This is a genomic window from Pantanalinema sp. (genome assembly GCA_036704125.1).
Taxonomy (GTDB): Bacteria; Cyanobacteriota; Sericytochromatia; order S15B-MN24; family UBA4093; genus JAGIBK01.
Window position 1 is genome coordinate 1 of sequence record DATNQI010000029.1, and the last position, 12,238, is coordinate 12,238.

Annotated in this window: 12 protein-coding genes; 2 read left to right on the forward strand and 10 right to left on the reverse strand. The window is 67.8% G+C overall.

What is annotated here, in order from left to right:
* Positions 1-27 precede the first annotated feature (27 nt).
* The 10 genes from V6D00_04465 to V6D00_04510 form a co-directional block, all read right to left on the reverse strand.
* Positions 28-648, reverse strand: coding sequence for a YceI family protein (locus tag V6D00_04465; GenBank protein HEY9898414.1), 621 nt, complete (start codon positions 646-648; stop codon positions 28-30).
* Positions 649-815: 167 nt separating this feature from the next.
* Entirely contained in the window at positions 816-1,223 is a 408-nt protein-coding gene (locus tag V6D00_04470) for a MarR family transcriptional regulator (protein HEY9898415.1), read from the reverse strand.
* Positions 1,224-1,320: 97 nt separating this feature from the next.
* Entirely contained in the window at positions 1,321-2,292 is a 972-nt protein-coding gene (locus tag V6D00_04475; protein ID HEY9898416.1) for a GGDEF domain-containing protein, read from the reverse strand.
* Between the two features lie 32 nt (positions 2,293-2,324).
* Positions 2,325-3,329, reverse strand: a complete 1,005-nt coding sequence (locus V6D00_04480; protein ID HEY9898417.1) for a HAMP domain-containing sensor histidine kinase — start codon at positions 3,327-3,329, stop codon at positions 2,325-2,327.
* A 79-nt stretch (positions 3,330-3,408) separates the two neighbouring features.
* The gene (xerC, locus tag V6D00_04485; protein HEY9898418.1) at positions 3,409-4,299 is read right to left on the reverse strand and encodes a tyrosine recombinase XerC; all 891 of its coding nucleotides are present in this window, start codon (positions 4,297-4,299) and stop codon (positions 3,409-3,411) included.
* A gap of 35 nt (positions 4,300-4,334) precedes the next feature.
* Positions 4,335-4,973, reverse strand: a complete 639-nt coding sequence (locus V6D00_04490; GenBank protein ID HEY9898419.1) for a thymidine kinase — start codon at positions 4,971-4,973, stop codon at positions 4,335-4,337.
* Positions 4,974-5,103: 130 nt separating this feature from the next.
* A complete protein-coding gene (trmFO, locus tag V6D00_04495) occupies positions 5,104-6,426 on the reverse strand; it encodes a methylenetetrahydrofolate--tRNA-(uracil(54)-C(5))-methyltransferase (FADH(2)-oxidizing) TrmFO (protein HEY9898420.1) in 1,323 nt (440 codons plus the stop codon).
* A 58-nt stretch (positions 6,427-6,484) separates the two neighbouring features.
* Complete coding sequence (gene topA / locus V6D00_04500) at positions 6,485-8,656, reverse strand: type I DNA topoisomerase (protein HEY9898421.1); 2,172 nt, start codon at positions 8,654-8,656, stop codon at positions 6,485-6,487.
* Between the two features lie 169 nt (positions 8,657-8,825).
* Complete coding sequence (gene dprA, locus V6D00_04505) at positions 8,826-9,902, reverse strand: DNA-processing protein DprA (GenBank protein ID HEY9898422.1); 1,077 nt, start codon at positions 9,900-9,902, stop codon at positions 8,826-8,828.
* A 117-nt stretch (positions 9,903-10,019) separates the two neighbouring features.
* Positions 10,020-10,313 carry a hypothetical protein gene (locus tag V6D00_04510; protein ID HEY9898423.1) on the reverse strand — a complete coding sequence of 98 codons (294 nt, stop codon included), beginning with the start codon at positions 10,311-10,313 and terminating at the stop codon, positions 10,020-10,022.
* Between the two features lie 286 nt (positions 10,314-10,599).
* On the opposite strand from V6D00_04510, the gene V6D00_04515 reads away from it, so the two are divergent.
* Together V6D00_04515 and V6D00_04520 are read left to right on the forward strand one after the other, a co-directional pair.
* Complete coding sequence (locus V6D00_04515; protein HEY9898424.1) at positions 10,600-11,217, forward strand: hypothetical protein; 618 nt, start codon at positions 10,600-10,602, stop codon at positions 11,215-11,217.
* Positions 11,218-11,241: 24 nt separating this feature from the next.
* Complete coding sequence (locus V6D00_04520; GenBank protein HEY9898425.1) at positions 11,242-12,228, forward strand: hypothetical protein; 987 nt, start codon at positions 11,242-11,244, stop codon at positions 12,226-12,228.
* The last annotated feature ends 10 nt before the right edge of the window (positions 12,229-12,238 follow it).

The following is a 12,238-nucleotide window of genomic DNA, read 5'->3' on the forward strand; positions in this document are numbered from 1 at the left end:
GACCCCTCGGTCGTTTCACCGGGGGAATTAGAGGCCCTTGGCCATCCCCTCGACCTCGACGCTCAGCTCGTCGGCGACCTTGACGCCGAGCACCGCCGCGGGCAGCTTGATGCCGTAGTCCGTCAGCTTGAGCTTGAAGCCGGTCGTGACCGACACCCAGTCGCCAGGGCGATAGTTCTTGTCCTGCTCGGGCAGGTAGACCAGGGTCACGGGGGCCGTGACGGTGCGGGTCACGCCGTGGAAGGTCATCTCGCCGGTGACGGTGCCGTCGACCGGCTGCTGGGCGACGAGCTTGGGGGCCTTCATGCTCTTCATCGTGAAGGTGGCGGTGGGGTACTTCTCCGCCTCGATCATCCCGCGCATGTGCTCGTTGCGCAGGGGGATGCCGGTGTCGAACGAGGCGACGTCGATCGTCACGGTGCCCGTGGGGTTGAGCGAGGGCTTGTCCACGTTGATCGTGCCTTCACCGTCCACCTTGGTGGTGCGGCCCGACAGGCGAACGATCGCGGCCTTGGAGGTGAAGGTGGCCATGGTCTCGGAGTGGGCGTCGGGCGCCACCTTGAAGGGGCGGGCATCCACGTTGGCGGCCACGGCGAGCGAGGCGGCGAAGGCGAAGGTGAGGGAGGTCGCGGCGAGCTTGGAGTTCATGCGAATTCGAATTCCTTTCGGAAGAGAGTGAAGCGGCTAACCAAACGTTCTACATAGAACGACTCCATACTAGTCCTAACTAAAACGATTCGTCAAGCCCCCCGAGAGCCGGATCTTGGACTTGGACAGCAAGACCCGGCACTAAGTGCCGGGTCGCTCGAAAAATCTCAGGAGAAGGCGCGCCTCAGCTCTCTGAGGAGCTCGGTCAGCTGTCGCTGGTGCTCGGGGGGAATGTGGGCCATGCGGCTCCCGAGGAAATCCACGTGCGGCTGGAAGGTCTGCTGGAAGACCGCCTCGCCCTCGGGCGTCAGCCGGACGAAGACCTGGCGGCAGTCCTGCTCGCCGCGGGTGCGCCGGATGAGGCCCTTGGCCTCCAGGCGATCCAGGACGCCGGTCAGCGTCCCCTTGGTGATCATGGTCCCCTCGCCGAGCTGCTTGCAGGTCATGCCGGCGGTGTCGCCCAGGGTCGCGAGCACGTCGAACTGGGCCGGGGTGAGCCCCATCGCCTCCATGTTGCGGGCGCCGGCGCCGGCAAAGGCGTTGTAGGCCTCGGCGAGCGCGCGCAAGGGCCGCAAGAAAGCCTCCGGGGCCTGGCTATAGGGAGAGGTGGGCGCTTCGTGTTCCATGTCTGCGATAATATTCCTAGTTAGAACGAACGTCAAGCGGGAGCGCTCAGCTCACCGAGAGGACAGGGGTCTCGCCGTCCTCGCAGCAGACGGTGTCGCGCCCGCCCCGCTTGGCGGCATAGAGGGCGTGATCGGCCCGCTCGATCAGGCTCAGGAGGGAGTCGGACTGGCGGAGCTGCGCCACCCCGATCGAGAGCGTCACCGGGGGGATGGGCTGCTGCTCGTCGTTGTGGAAGACCATGTCCCGGATGTGCAGGCGGATCCGATCGGCGACGATGTAGGCGCCCGGCAGGTCGGTCTGGGGCAGGAGGATGGCGAACTCCTCGCCGCCGTAGCGGGCGACCTGATCGCAGTCGCGCACCCGGCCCTTGAGGGCCTGGGCCACCCGGCGAATGACCACGTCCCCGATCAGGTGGCCGTAGGTGTCGTTGATGTTCTTGAAGAGGTCGATATCCAGCAAGAGCAGGGTCATGTGATTCCCGTAGCGCTTGCTGCGGCCGATCTCGAAGCCCAGGAGCTCCTTGAAGTGGGCATGGTTGATGAGCCCGGTAAGGCCGTCGGTCACCGCCCGCTGCATGGCGTCGTCGTAGCGCGCCCCGAGGTCCATCAGCTGGACGTCGCGCTGCGCCAGGGCCGCCTGCAGGCGACGATGGGAGAGCGCCAGGGCCGCGAAAGGGAGAAGGTCCTCGATGCGCGAGACGCGCTCGGCCCCGGCAGGAGGCGTCCCCTCCCAGGCCATGAGCAGGACCGCGAAGATGCCGTCCTGGAGCGGCATCGGAAGGCAGCAGGCCACCTGGGAGCCGGCTTCGTCCCAGTGGATCCGGCCGTCGGCGATCGCATCCAGCGCGATCCCGAGCGGCAGCGCGGGGCACGCCCCGGAGGGCCGGCTCGCGAGGATCGCCAGATCTCCGGCCAGGAGGATCTGAGCGTGAGAGGCCCCGGCGAGGGTCACCAGCTCCGCGAGCATGGCGTCCGCGAGCTCCTCGGTGCTGCCGGAAGCGAGATGCTGAGCAGTCATGCGCTCCATGACGTGCCAAGACTCGGCCAATGTCATCGCTTGCTCCATTCCGGACCCCGCGGCTTCGCCGAAGAGCCCCCCCCTTCTTGTTCCCCGCAAGCGGAGGTTTCACTCGCGGCCGGATCGATCGCAGGCACCGTGAACGTGAAGGCAGCGCCCGCTCCCGGCGTGCTCTTGAGCGAGAGGCGGCCGCCGTGCATTTCGACCAGGCGCTTGGCGATGGGCAGGCCGAGGCCGGTGCCCCGAGGACCGCCCTCGGGCGCCTGCCGGAAGCGCTCGAAGACGAGCTTCTGGTGCTCGGGGGCGATCCCCGGCCCGGCGTCGCGCACCGTGAAGGCGACGAAGGCCCCGCGACGCCCGACCGCCTTCTCGAGGACGACCTGCAGGTGGATGACGCCGCCGCGCGGCGAGAACTTGACGGCGTTCGAGAGCAGGTTGAGGAGGACCTGGCGGATCCGGACCGGATCCCCCGCGAAGGCGGGCAGCCTCTCGCTGACCAGCCGCTCGCAGCGGATCTCCTTCTCCTGCAGCAGAGGGGCCATCAGGTCCGCCACGTCGCGGACCACCTCGGCCGCCTGGAGTGGCTCGAGGAGAAGGTCGAAGCGGCGCGCCTCCATGCGCTCGAGGTCGAGAACGTCGTCGATCAGGTGCCGGATGAGATCGGCGCTCTGGCTGATCATCGCGACGTAGGTGCGCGGCTCGCCTTCGATGGCCTGGGCGAAGTCCTCGAGCAGGAGCTCGCAGGCCCCGACGATCGCGCTGAGCGGGGTCCGCAGCTCGTGGGAGTAGGAGGAGATGAAGGCCGCGCGCCCCTTGTCGAGCTCGCGCAGCGTGCGGTTGGCACGCTGGAGGGCCTCGGTCTCGGCGGCGAGCAGGTGCTGCATGTGGCGCTCGACCGCTTCGGCCCAGCCCTCGGCCACCCGCAGGGCCGGCTCGGGCAGCTCGGCGCGCGCGCGCTGCGCCCACGCCAGCGCCGCCCCGTGCAGGTCGGGCGCTTCTTCACCTTGGGGGGGAGTGGCATCCACCTTGCTCGGCAACCTTGCCTCCGTCCAGAATCGCTCAGGCTCACGATAGCACGGCGAGCATGGGATCGCAACCAGGCTTCATAACGCCTTGTTAAGCCCTCGGATGCGCGTGGCGGTACACCTCCCGCAGGCGCTCCTGGCTGACGTGGGTGTAGATCTGGGTCGTCGAGAGGCTGGCGTGGCCGAGCAGCTCCTGAACGACCCGCAGATCCGCCCCGCCCTCCAGCAGGTGGGTGGCGAAGGTGTGGCGCAGGGTGTGCGGGCTCACGGCCTTCTGGATGCCGGCGGCCGCGACGTACTTCTGCAGCATGCGCTGGACCGAGCGCTGGTCGAGGGCGCCCCCCTGCCGGTTGACGAAGAGGATCCCGCCGTCGGCGCGCGTGCCGACCAGGCGCGCGCGCGCCTCGCGCAGGTAGGCCGTGACCAGCTCGGCCGCATGCGCATCCAGCAGGACCAGGCGCTCCTTGGAGCCCTTGCCGAAGACGACGATCTCGCGCTCGTCCCAGTCGATCTGGTCGGTCTTGAGCGCGACGATCTCGCCCACGCGCATCCCGGTCGCGTACAGCAGCTCCAGGATGGCGCGATCGCGCAAACCCAGGGGCGAACCGGGATCGGGCGCCGCGAAGAGGGCCACGAGCTCCTCGCGGTCGAGGAACTTGGGCAGGCGCCGGGCGGCCTTCGGGCTCGCGACGCTCGCGACCGGGTTGGCGCCGACCACGCGCTCTCTGGCCAGGTAGCGGAAGAAGGTGCGCAGCGCGGCGAGCTTGCGCGCGATCGTCGCGCGCTGGTAACCGTTCGCGGAGAGCTCGCCCAGGTAGCGCCGCAGCGTCAGGTAATCGATCGCCTCGAGCGAAGTGTCGCCCACGAAGCGCCGGAACTGGTCGAGGTCCTGGCGGTAGGCCTTCAGCGAGTGGGCCGAGAGGTTCCGCTCCACCTCGAGGTGCAGCAGGAAGGCGTCTCGGTGGGCGTCGAGGGGGGGCAAGGGCGCGTCTCCGGTGAAAGGGGGGTGCGGAGGGCTCAGGCCCGCTGGGGCCCCGGCAGCGGCAGCTGCAGCACCCGGCCCGGCTTGACGGGCACCACGTGGCAGGCGCGGCAGCGCGGCTCGTAGGCCTCCTGGGCGCCGACCAGGATCACCGGGTCGTCCCACTCGGCGGGCGCGCCGTCGATCAGGCGCTGGGAGCGGGTCGCGGGCGCCCCGCAGACCATGCAGATGGCCGTCAGCTTCTCGACCGACTCGGCGAGGGCCAAGAGGCGCGGCATCACGCCGAACGGCTCGCCCCGAAAGTCCATGTCCAGGCCCGAGGCGATGACCCGCTTGCCCGAGTTGGCGAGGGCCTGGCACACCTCGACCACCGCGTCGTCGAAGAACTGGATCTCGTCGATGGCCACCACGGCGGTGGCCTCGTCGGTCAGGCGCCAGATCTCCTCGGCGCCGGTCGCGCGCACCGCGCTCACCCGGGCGCCCCCGTGGCTCGACACGTCCTCGGGCGAGTAGCGCGTGTCGATGATCGGCTTGAAGACCTGGACCTGCTGCTTGGCGATCTCGGCGCGGCGCACCCGGCGGATCAGCTCCTCGGTCTTGCCGCAGTACATGGAGCCGCAGATCAGCTCGATCCATCCCTGGCGAAACGGCGACGCGTAGAATCCAAGCTGCATCCGAGAGCCCCTTCGAGTCGAAAAACAAGCCACCAGACCATGGTAGCGCAAGAGCGCTCGTTCGTGGAGCGATCAAAAAGCGATCCGCGACGGTTGCCGCGGATCGCCCGTCGAAGCCGCGAGCCTCCGGCTAGACCGTGAGGGCCCCGGCCAGGATGCGGTCCAGCTCGGCGAGGGCGCGCTCGGCCTGCTGCTGGTGACGCAGCTGCTTGTCCTTGACCTTGGGCCCCTCCAGCGGATCGATGATCCCCCAGTTGGAGTTCATGGGCTGGAAGTGCTTGGGATCGGCGTGCGAGACGTAGTGCATGAGGCTGCCCAGCATGGTGGTCCGGGGCAGCACCAGGGGCTCCTCGCCCCTGAGGACCCTTGCAAGGTTGTAACCCGCCAGCGCCCCCGAGGCGGCCGACTCGGTGTAGCCCTCGACGCCGACCAGGCAGCCCGCCACGAACCACAGCGGGCGATCGCGCCACTGCAGGCTCGCGTCCAGGAAGCATGGGCTCGCCAGGTAGGTGTTGCGGTGCATCACCCCGAGCCGAACGAACTCGGCCTCCTCCAGCCCCGGGATCATGCGGAAGACGCGCTTCTGCTCGCCCCACTTGAGCTGGGTCTGGAAGCCCACCAGGTTGTAGAGGTCGCCTGCCACGTTGTCCTGCCGCAGCTGGACCACCGCGTAGGGCCAGCGGCCCGTCCTGGGGTCGTCCAGGCCCACCGGCTTGAGCGGGCCGTAGCGCAGGGTGTCGAATCCCCGCCGGGCGAGGACCTCGACCGCCAGGCACCCCTCGAAGAAGTTCTTCTCCTCCTCGCCCAGGTGCAGCACCGCCCCCTCGGCCTTGACGAGCTCGCCGTGGAAGGCCTCGTACTCCTCGCGGGTCATGGGGCAGTTGAGGTAGACGCCCTCGCCCTTGTTCCAGCGCGCGGCCTTGAACATCCTGTCCAAGTTCAGGCTCTCGAGCGTCACGATGGGGGCGGCCGCGTCGTAGAAGTGCAGGTGCTCGACGCCCGTGGCCTGCTGGATCGCCTCCGAGAGGGCGTCCGAGGTCAAAGGGCCCGTCGCGATGATCGTCGGGCACTCGGGGTCGAGCGAGGTGACCTCGTCGCGCACCAGGGTGATGTTGGGGTGCTGGGCGATCGCCTCGGTGATGGCGCCGGCGAACACGTCGCGGTCCACCGCGAGCGCCCCGCCTGCGGGCACCGACGCCTTCTGCGCGCTTGCGAGGATCAGCGAGTCGAAGCGGCGCATCTCGGCCTTGAGCAGGCCCGAGGCGCTGGTCTCGCCGAAGGCCCCGAGCGAGTTGGAGCACACCAGCTCACCGAGCAGATCGGTGTGGTGGGCCTTGGTCTCGCGCACCGGGCGCATCTCGTGCAGCTCGACCGAAATCCCTTGCTTCGCGAGCTGCCAGGCGGCCTCAGAGCCCGCGAGGCCGCCGCCGATCACCTTTGCCTTGAGCACCATTGTTCACCTTCCAAGCCAGTATAAAAATACCCCCCCTTGAGCGGGGGGGTAAGGGATCCTACGCTTCCTGCGGTTCCTTCACGGCTTCCTCGCCTTCCCCTTCGCCCTTGCCGTCGGCGCTGGCCGACTTCTTGGGGACGTTCTGGATGTTCTTGCACTCCTCGTTCTTGCACAGGAGGAAGCTGCGGCCCGCCTTGGAGCGCTTGAGGGCCATCCAGGTGTTGCACTTGACGCACAGGGTGTCGGTCGGCAGGTCCCACGAGGTGAAGGAGCACTCCGGGTACTTGGAGCAGCCGTAGAAGGTCTTGCCCGTGCGGGTGCGCTTGACGATCACGTCGCCGGCGCAGCCCGGCGTCTTGCAGCCGATCCCGGTCTTCTTGATGATCGGCTTGGTCGTCTTGCACTCGGGGTACTTGGAGCAGGCGAGGAACTCGCCAAAGCGCCCGCTCTTGATGAGCATCTCGGCACCGCACGTCTCGCAGAACTCGCCCGAGGGGATGGCGACCGGCTGCATCTCCTTGGTCGCGATCTTGAGGGTGGCGGCGAAGGGCTCGTAGAAGTTCTTGAGCAGCTGCTGCCACTCGTTCTCCCCGGTCTCGACCGTGTCGAGCTTGTCCTCCATGTCGGCGGTGAAGCCCACGTCCACGATGTTGGGGAAGTGCTTGACGAGCTGGTCGTTGACCTGGATGCCGAGCTCCGTCGGCTGCAGGGCGCGCCCGAGCTTCTCGACGTAGCCGCGGTCCTGGATGGTCGCGATGGTCGGCGCGTAGGTGGAGGGGCGGCCGATGCCCTTCTCCTCCATGGTCTTGACCAGGGTCGCCTCGGTGAAGCGGGGCGGCGGCTGGGTGAAGTGCTGCTTGGGGTTGACTTCCTTGAGCTTGAGCGCGTCGCCCTCGGCCAGGTCGGGCAGCTTCGAGGGCTTCTTGGCCTGGGCCTTGGCCTCCTCCGAGTCCTCCTCGGGGGTGTCGATGTAGACGGCCTGGAAGCCTGCGAAGACCACCTTGGTGTCGGTCGCGCGCAGCACGCCGTCGCCCGCCTCGATGTCGATCGAGAGCACGGCGAGGGTGGCGTTGGCCATCTGGCTCGCGGCGAAGCGCTCCCAGATGACGCGGTAGAGCTTGAACTGGTCGGGCGTCAGGTGGCCCTTGACCTGCTCGGGGGTGCGCAGGATGGAGGTCGGGCGGATCGCCTCGTGGGCCTCCTGGGCGCCCTTCTTGGAGGCGTAGGTCCGGCGGCTGGTGGGCAGGTAGCTCTTGCCGTAGCGCTCGGCGATGTAGCCCTTGGCCTCTTCCCAGGCCTCGTCGGCGATGCGCACCGAGTCGGTACGCATGTAGGTGATGAGGCCGACCGGGCCCTCGGATCCCAGGTCGATGCCCTCATAGAGCTGCTGGGCGAGGGTCATGGTGCGCTTGACGGTGAAGCCGTAGCGGCGCGAGGCCTCCTGCTGCAGGCTCGAGGTGATGAAGGGCGCGCTCGGCTGGCGCTTCTGCTCCTTCGTCTGGACCTTGGCGACCTTGAAGTCGGCGACCCGAAGGGCGTCGACGATGGCCGTGGCCGCGGCCTCGGACCCGATGTCGGGCTTCTTGCCGGCCCAGCGCACCAGCTCGGTCGAGAAGGCGGTCTTGGCCGTCCCCTTGAGGAGGTCGACCCCGACGGACCAGTACTCCTTGGGGACGAAGGCCTGGACCTCGGCCTCGCGATCGCAGATCAGGCGCACGGCCACGCTCTGGACGCGGCCCGCCGAGAGGCCGCGACGGACCTTCTGCCACAGCAGGGGCGAGATCTTGTAGCCCACCAGGCGATCGAGCACGCGGCGCGCCTGCTGGGCGTTGACCCGCTGGATGTCGATGGTGCGCGGGTGCTGGACGGCGCGCAGGATGGCGTCCTTGGTGATCTCGTTGAACTCGATGCGCTGCATCGGCTTGTTGAGGTCCTCGAGGATCGAGGCCAGGTGCCAGGCGATCGCCTCCCCCTCGCGGTCAGGGTCGGGCGCGAGGTAGACGTGATCGGCGTTCGAGGCGGCCTCCTGCAGCTCGGCCACGACCTTGGCCTTCTCGGCGAGGACCTCGTACTGGGGCAGGAAGTTCTTCTTGACGTCCACCCCGAGGCCCTTCTTGGGGAGGTCCCGGATGTGGCCGGCAGAGGCCTTGACCTGGAAGTCCTTGCCCAGGATCTTGCCGATGGTCTTGGCCTTTGCGGGGCTCTCGACGATCACCAACGATTTCGACACGCTCTATCCACCTTTCGGTCCGGTAAGAATGGCGCAAGCGCGCAAAAGGCCCAGACCCGCTCGTACCGCCCGGATCCAGGCTCCTTCGCCTGGACGCGCGGAAAAAATTCACCCCCACTCTATCACACTTTGAAAATCTCACTCGCCCGGTTTCTCAAGGCTTTGGACCTCACGATCGAACATACAGACGACCGGGCAGTTGCCGCACCAGCGCCTTGAGCTCCAGCACCAGGAGCACGCTGTTGATCTGGGCAGGAGGCAGGCCGCTTTTGGCGGCGATCCGCTCCAGGCCCGTCGGATCCGCCTCGATGGCCTCGTAGACCCGGGCCTCGTCGCCAAGAAGCGCGGGCGGCGACTTTTCGCGCGCCGGGGCCCGCGGGGTGCTCCAGCCCAGCTCGTCGAGCACGTCGGAAGCCGACAGCACCAGGCGCGCCCCCTGCTGGATCAGGCGGTGCGGCCCCAGCGAGCAGGGCGCGTCCGCGGGGCCGGGGACCGCCATCACCTCGCGGTTCTGGTCGAGGGCCATCTCCACGGTGATGAGCGCACCCGAGCGCTCCTTGGCCTCGATCAGGACGACGGCCTGGCACAACCCCGCCACGATCCGGTTGCGGGCGGGGAACTGCCCGGCCGCGGGCTCGGTGCCGAGCGGGTACTCGGAGAGGAGCGCCCCGCGCTCGGCGATGCGCGAGGCCAGCCCCCGGTTGCTCGCGGGGTAGACCCGATCCAGGGCCGAGCCCAGCACCGCCAGGGTCGTTCCGGCCTCGAGCGCCCCCAGGTGGGCGGCCGCGTCGATGCCGAAGGCCAGGCCGCTGACGACCACGACCCCGCTTGCCGCCAGCTCGCGCGCGATCGTCTCGGCCATCCGCGCCCCGTAGCGGGTGCAGCGCCGGGTGCCCACGATGGCGACCGCGCGGCTGAGATCGGGCAGCGCCCCCCGGATGAAGAGCACGCCCGGCGGGTCGTGGATCTCGCGCAGGGCCCCGGGGTAGGCGCTCTCCCAGTGGCAGACCACCTCGAGGCCCGCGCGAAAGACGGCCGCAAGCTCCGCCTCGGGCACAAGCTCCGGGCGCTGGGCGGCGATCGCCTGGGCGATCTCGGGCCCGATCCCCTGGACCGAGGCGAGCTCGCGGGGACTGGCATGCCAGGCGGCTTCGAGCGAGCCGAAGCGATCGCGCAGGCGTCGCAGGCGGGTCGAGCCCACCCCCTCGACGTTGAGGAAGGCCACGGCGTAGGCGCGTTCGGACATGGGGCGTCCCTCCCGCCAAGGATTCTAACTTATTATGAAGATGAATTCAAAAAATAAAAGCGCCCCGGTACCCTGGGGCGCGAAAGCACGTGAAGAAGCGGGGGAAGGACCGAAGGCCTAGCGCCCGTCCTTGTCCGCCAGGCGGCGCACCAGCCAGCAGTTATTCTTGTTGAGGTTGTAGTCCTCGAGGATGAAGTCCAGAGCGGCGCGCATGATCTCCGACTTGCCGACCTTCATGCGCTGCTCGGTGCGGAGCTTGAGCATCACGACCTCCAAGGAGAGGAGCTGCTCTTCCGAGAAGTAGAAGGTGGCGCGCTGGTTGAAGACCTCGTCCTCCTCGCCCGAGAGGGCCTCGGCCGGGGGCTCGACGTAATCCGCGGGCGGCTTCTTGGTGGTCGGACGTCTTCTCATCCTGCGATTCCTTTCTCCCTTGCGCTTCTGGCCGGGGCTTGATCCAACCGCCCCTGGCACGTTCCGGGATCCTATCAACCGATCGCAAGCGCGGTATGTATACGGGATCACAACATCAACAATCGCCAAAACGTGACAAGGCCAAAATTGTGACGTTCGCACCGGACGCAAAGCCAATGGAAGTGACGCTCGTCACCCTTTCGCACCGGGTGTGTACAAGGGGTGACGCCCGGGGTATAAGGGAGCGGACGATCGATCTCAATTTCACCCGGAGGATAGACGCGGCATGGCCCATCCCATCGGACGAATCGCGCGGGCGTCCCTGCTGGCGGCAGGGGTCCTGATCGGCACGACGAGTTGCACGCTCGGCAATCCCTTCATGCCCAAGGCCAAGATCCTCGTGACCGCCCAGCCCCAGGTGGCGACCTCCAAGCTCACCTACGACGAGGCCACCAAGCTCTTCAAGAACGAGAGCGACCGGGTGACCTTCACCCTGAAGTCCTTCCCGGGCGACATCACGCCGGGAGTCCTCTTCACCGACTACAAGATCCGCTTCCTCGACCAGAAGGGCACCGAGATCAGCGACACCCTGATCCCGCACCGCCAGCTCAAGGCCACGCTGTACGTGCCGCGCGGCGGCGGCGGGACCGGCACGGCGACTACCGGCGGCTCGGAGAAGCTCGAGGTCGCAGCCATCTCGGGGGCGGTCGAGACCTACGGCATCGTGAACGGCTTCCGCAGCAACGGCGGGGCGGTCACCGTAAACGGGGACCCCTGGAATCAGAACCTGATCGGCGAGATCACCTTCACGGGGCGCGACGACAACCAGAACATCGTCGAGGCCGTCGGCACGTTCACCGTCAACTTCGTGACCGACATCCAATCGGAGCAGGCCGCGAAGTAGGCCGAGAGAGGACTATCCCTTCCTATGAAAAAATTCGCATGGGTCATCGCCGTCCTCTCGATCGCAAGCGCCGGCTGCGACAAGCTCGGCCCCGTGTTCGGGCTCGTCGGCGAGCCGGCCAAACCGATGATTACCGGCACCATCAGGGGCAAGATCGTCGATCGCGACAACCAGCCCATCGCGGGCGCCAAGGTCAGCAACGGCGCGGCGGTCTTCTACTCGGCCAGCGACCCCTCCACGGATCCCATCGTGATCAAGGACGACCTTTGGCGCTCCACCATGAGCGCGGAAGACAAGGCAAAGCACCAGATCACCCTCGAGAAGGGGGAGTTCGTCCTGGCCAAGGTGGCGGCCAATACCGTCACCTCCATCATGGCCGAGTTTGACGGCCAGTACTCGTCGGCAGTCCAGACCTTCGTCGATGCCAACACCTTCGACAACACCAGCGAAACCGAGACCTTCACCCGGATCAAGAACCCCATCACCCTCCCGATCTACGGGCCGGTCGACAGCGCGCACCTCAACGCCGTGGAGTACGTCTCCAACAGCATCGGCAGCGGCGCCCTGGAGGGAACGAGCGCGGCGAGTCCGTCGACCGCCGTCAACTTCGCCGGCAACGGCCTGGTCTCGCTCTACCTCAAGGCCCCCCCCGGCAGCCTGGGCGCCACGGTGAAGTACTACCGGGTGACCTATTACCCGCTCGAGGCGGACCTCAGCAACCTGGCGGCGGCCACCCCCATCTCGACCGAGATCGGCGAGGGCATCCCGGTCAACCCGATCGAACGCACCCTGGCGCTCCCCGCCCTGATCCAGGCAGCGACCAACACCCGCTCGGGCCCCCTGGGTCGCGTGGACCTCACCCTCGTGGCCCCGGAAGCGAGCATGAGCGCCTACGTCCGTGCGAAGTCCGAGCTCAAGGCCTACGTGGAGCTGCTCGATTCGAGCCGCAACGCCATCATGAGCCGCGACGCCACCATCTCGACCACGGTGACCATCCGCTTCAAGGAGTAGGGCTCATCCG

What these genes read in the sequence shown, in the direction of transcription:
- V6D00_04465 (HEY9898414.1), bottom strand. Translation starts at nt 648, where the DNA reads ATGAACTCCAAGCTCGCCGCGACCTCCCTCACCTTCGCCTTCGCCGCC.
- V6D00_04475 (HEY9898416.1), bottom strand. Translation starts at nt 2,292, where the DNA reads ATGACTGCTCAGCATCTCGCTTCCGGCAGCACCGAGGAGCTCGCGGAC.
- V6D00_04490 (HEY9898419.1), bottom strand. Translation starts at nt 4,973, where the DNA reads ATGCAGCTTGGATTCTACGCGTCGCCGTTTCGCCAGGGATGGATCGAG.
- trmFO (HEY9898420.1), bottom strand. Translation starts at nt 6,426, where the DNA reads ATGGTGCTCAAGGCAAAGGTGATCGGCGGCGGCCTCGCGGGCTCTGAG.
- dprA (HEY9898422.1), bottom strand. Translation starts at nt 9,902, where the DNA reads ATGTCCGAACGCGCCTACGCCGTGGCCTTCCTCAACGTCGAGGGGGTG.
- V6D00_04510 (HEY9898423.1), bottom strand. Translation starts at nt 10,313, where the DNA reads ATGAGAAGACGTCCGACCACCAAGAAGCCGCCCGCGGATTACGTCGAG.
- V6D00_04515 (HEY9898424.1), top strand. Translation starts at nt 10,600, where the DNA reads ATGGCCCATCCCATCGGACGAATCGCGCGGGCGTCCCTGCTGGCGGCA.
- V6D00_04520 (HEY9898425.1), top strand. Translation starts at nt 11,242, where the DNA reads ATGAAAAAATTCGCATGGGTCATCGCCGTCCTCTCGATCGCAAGCGCC.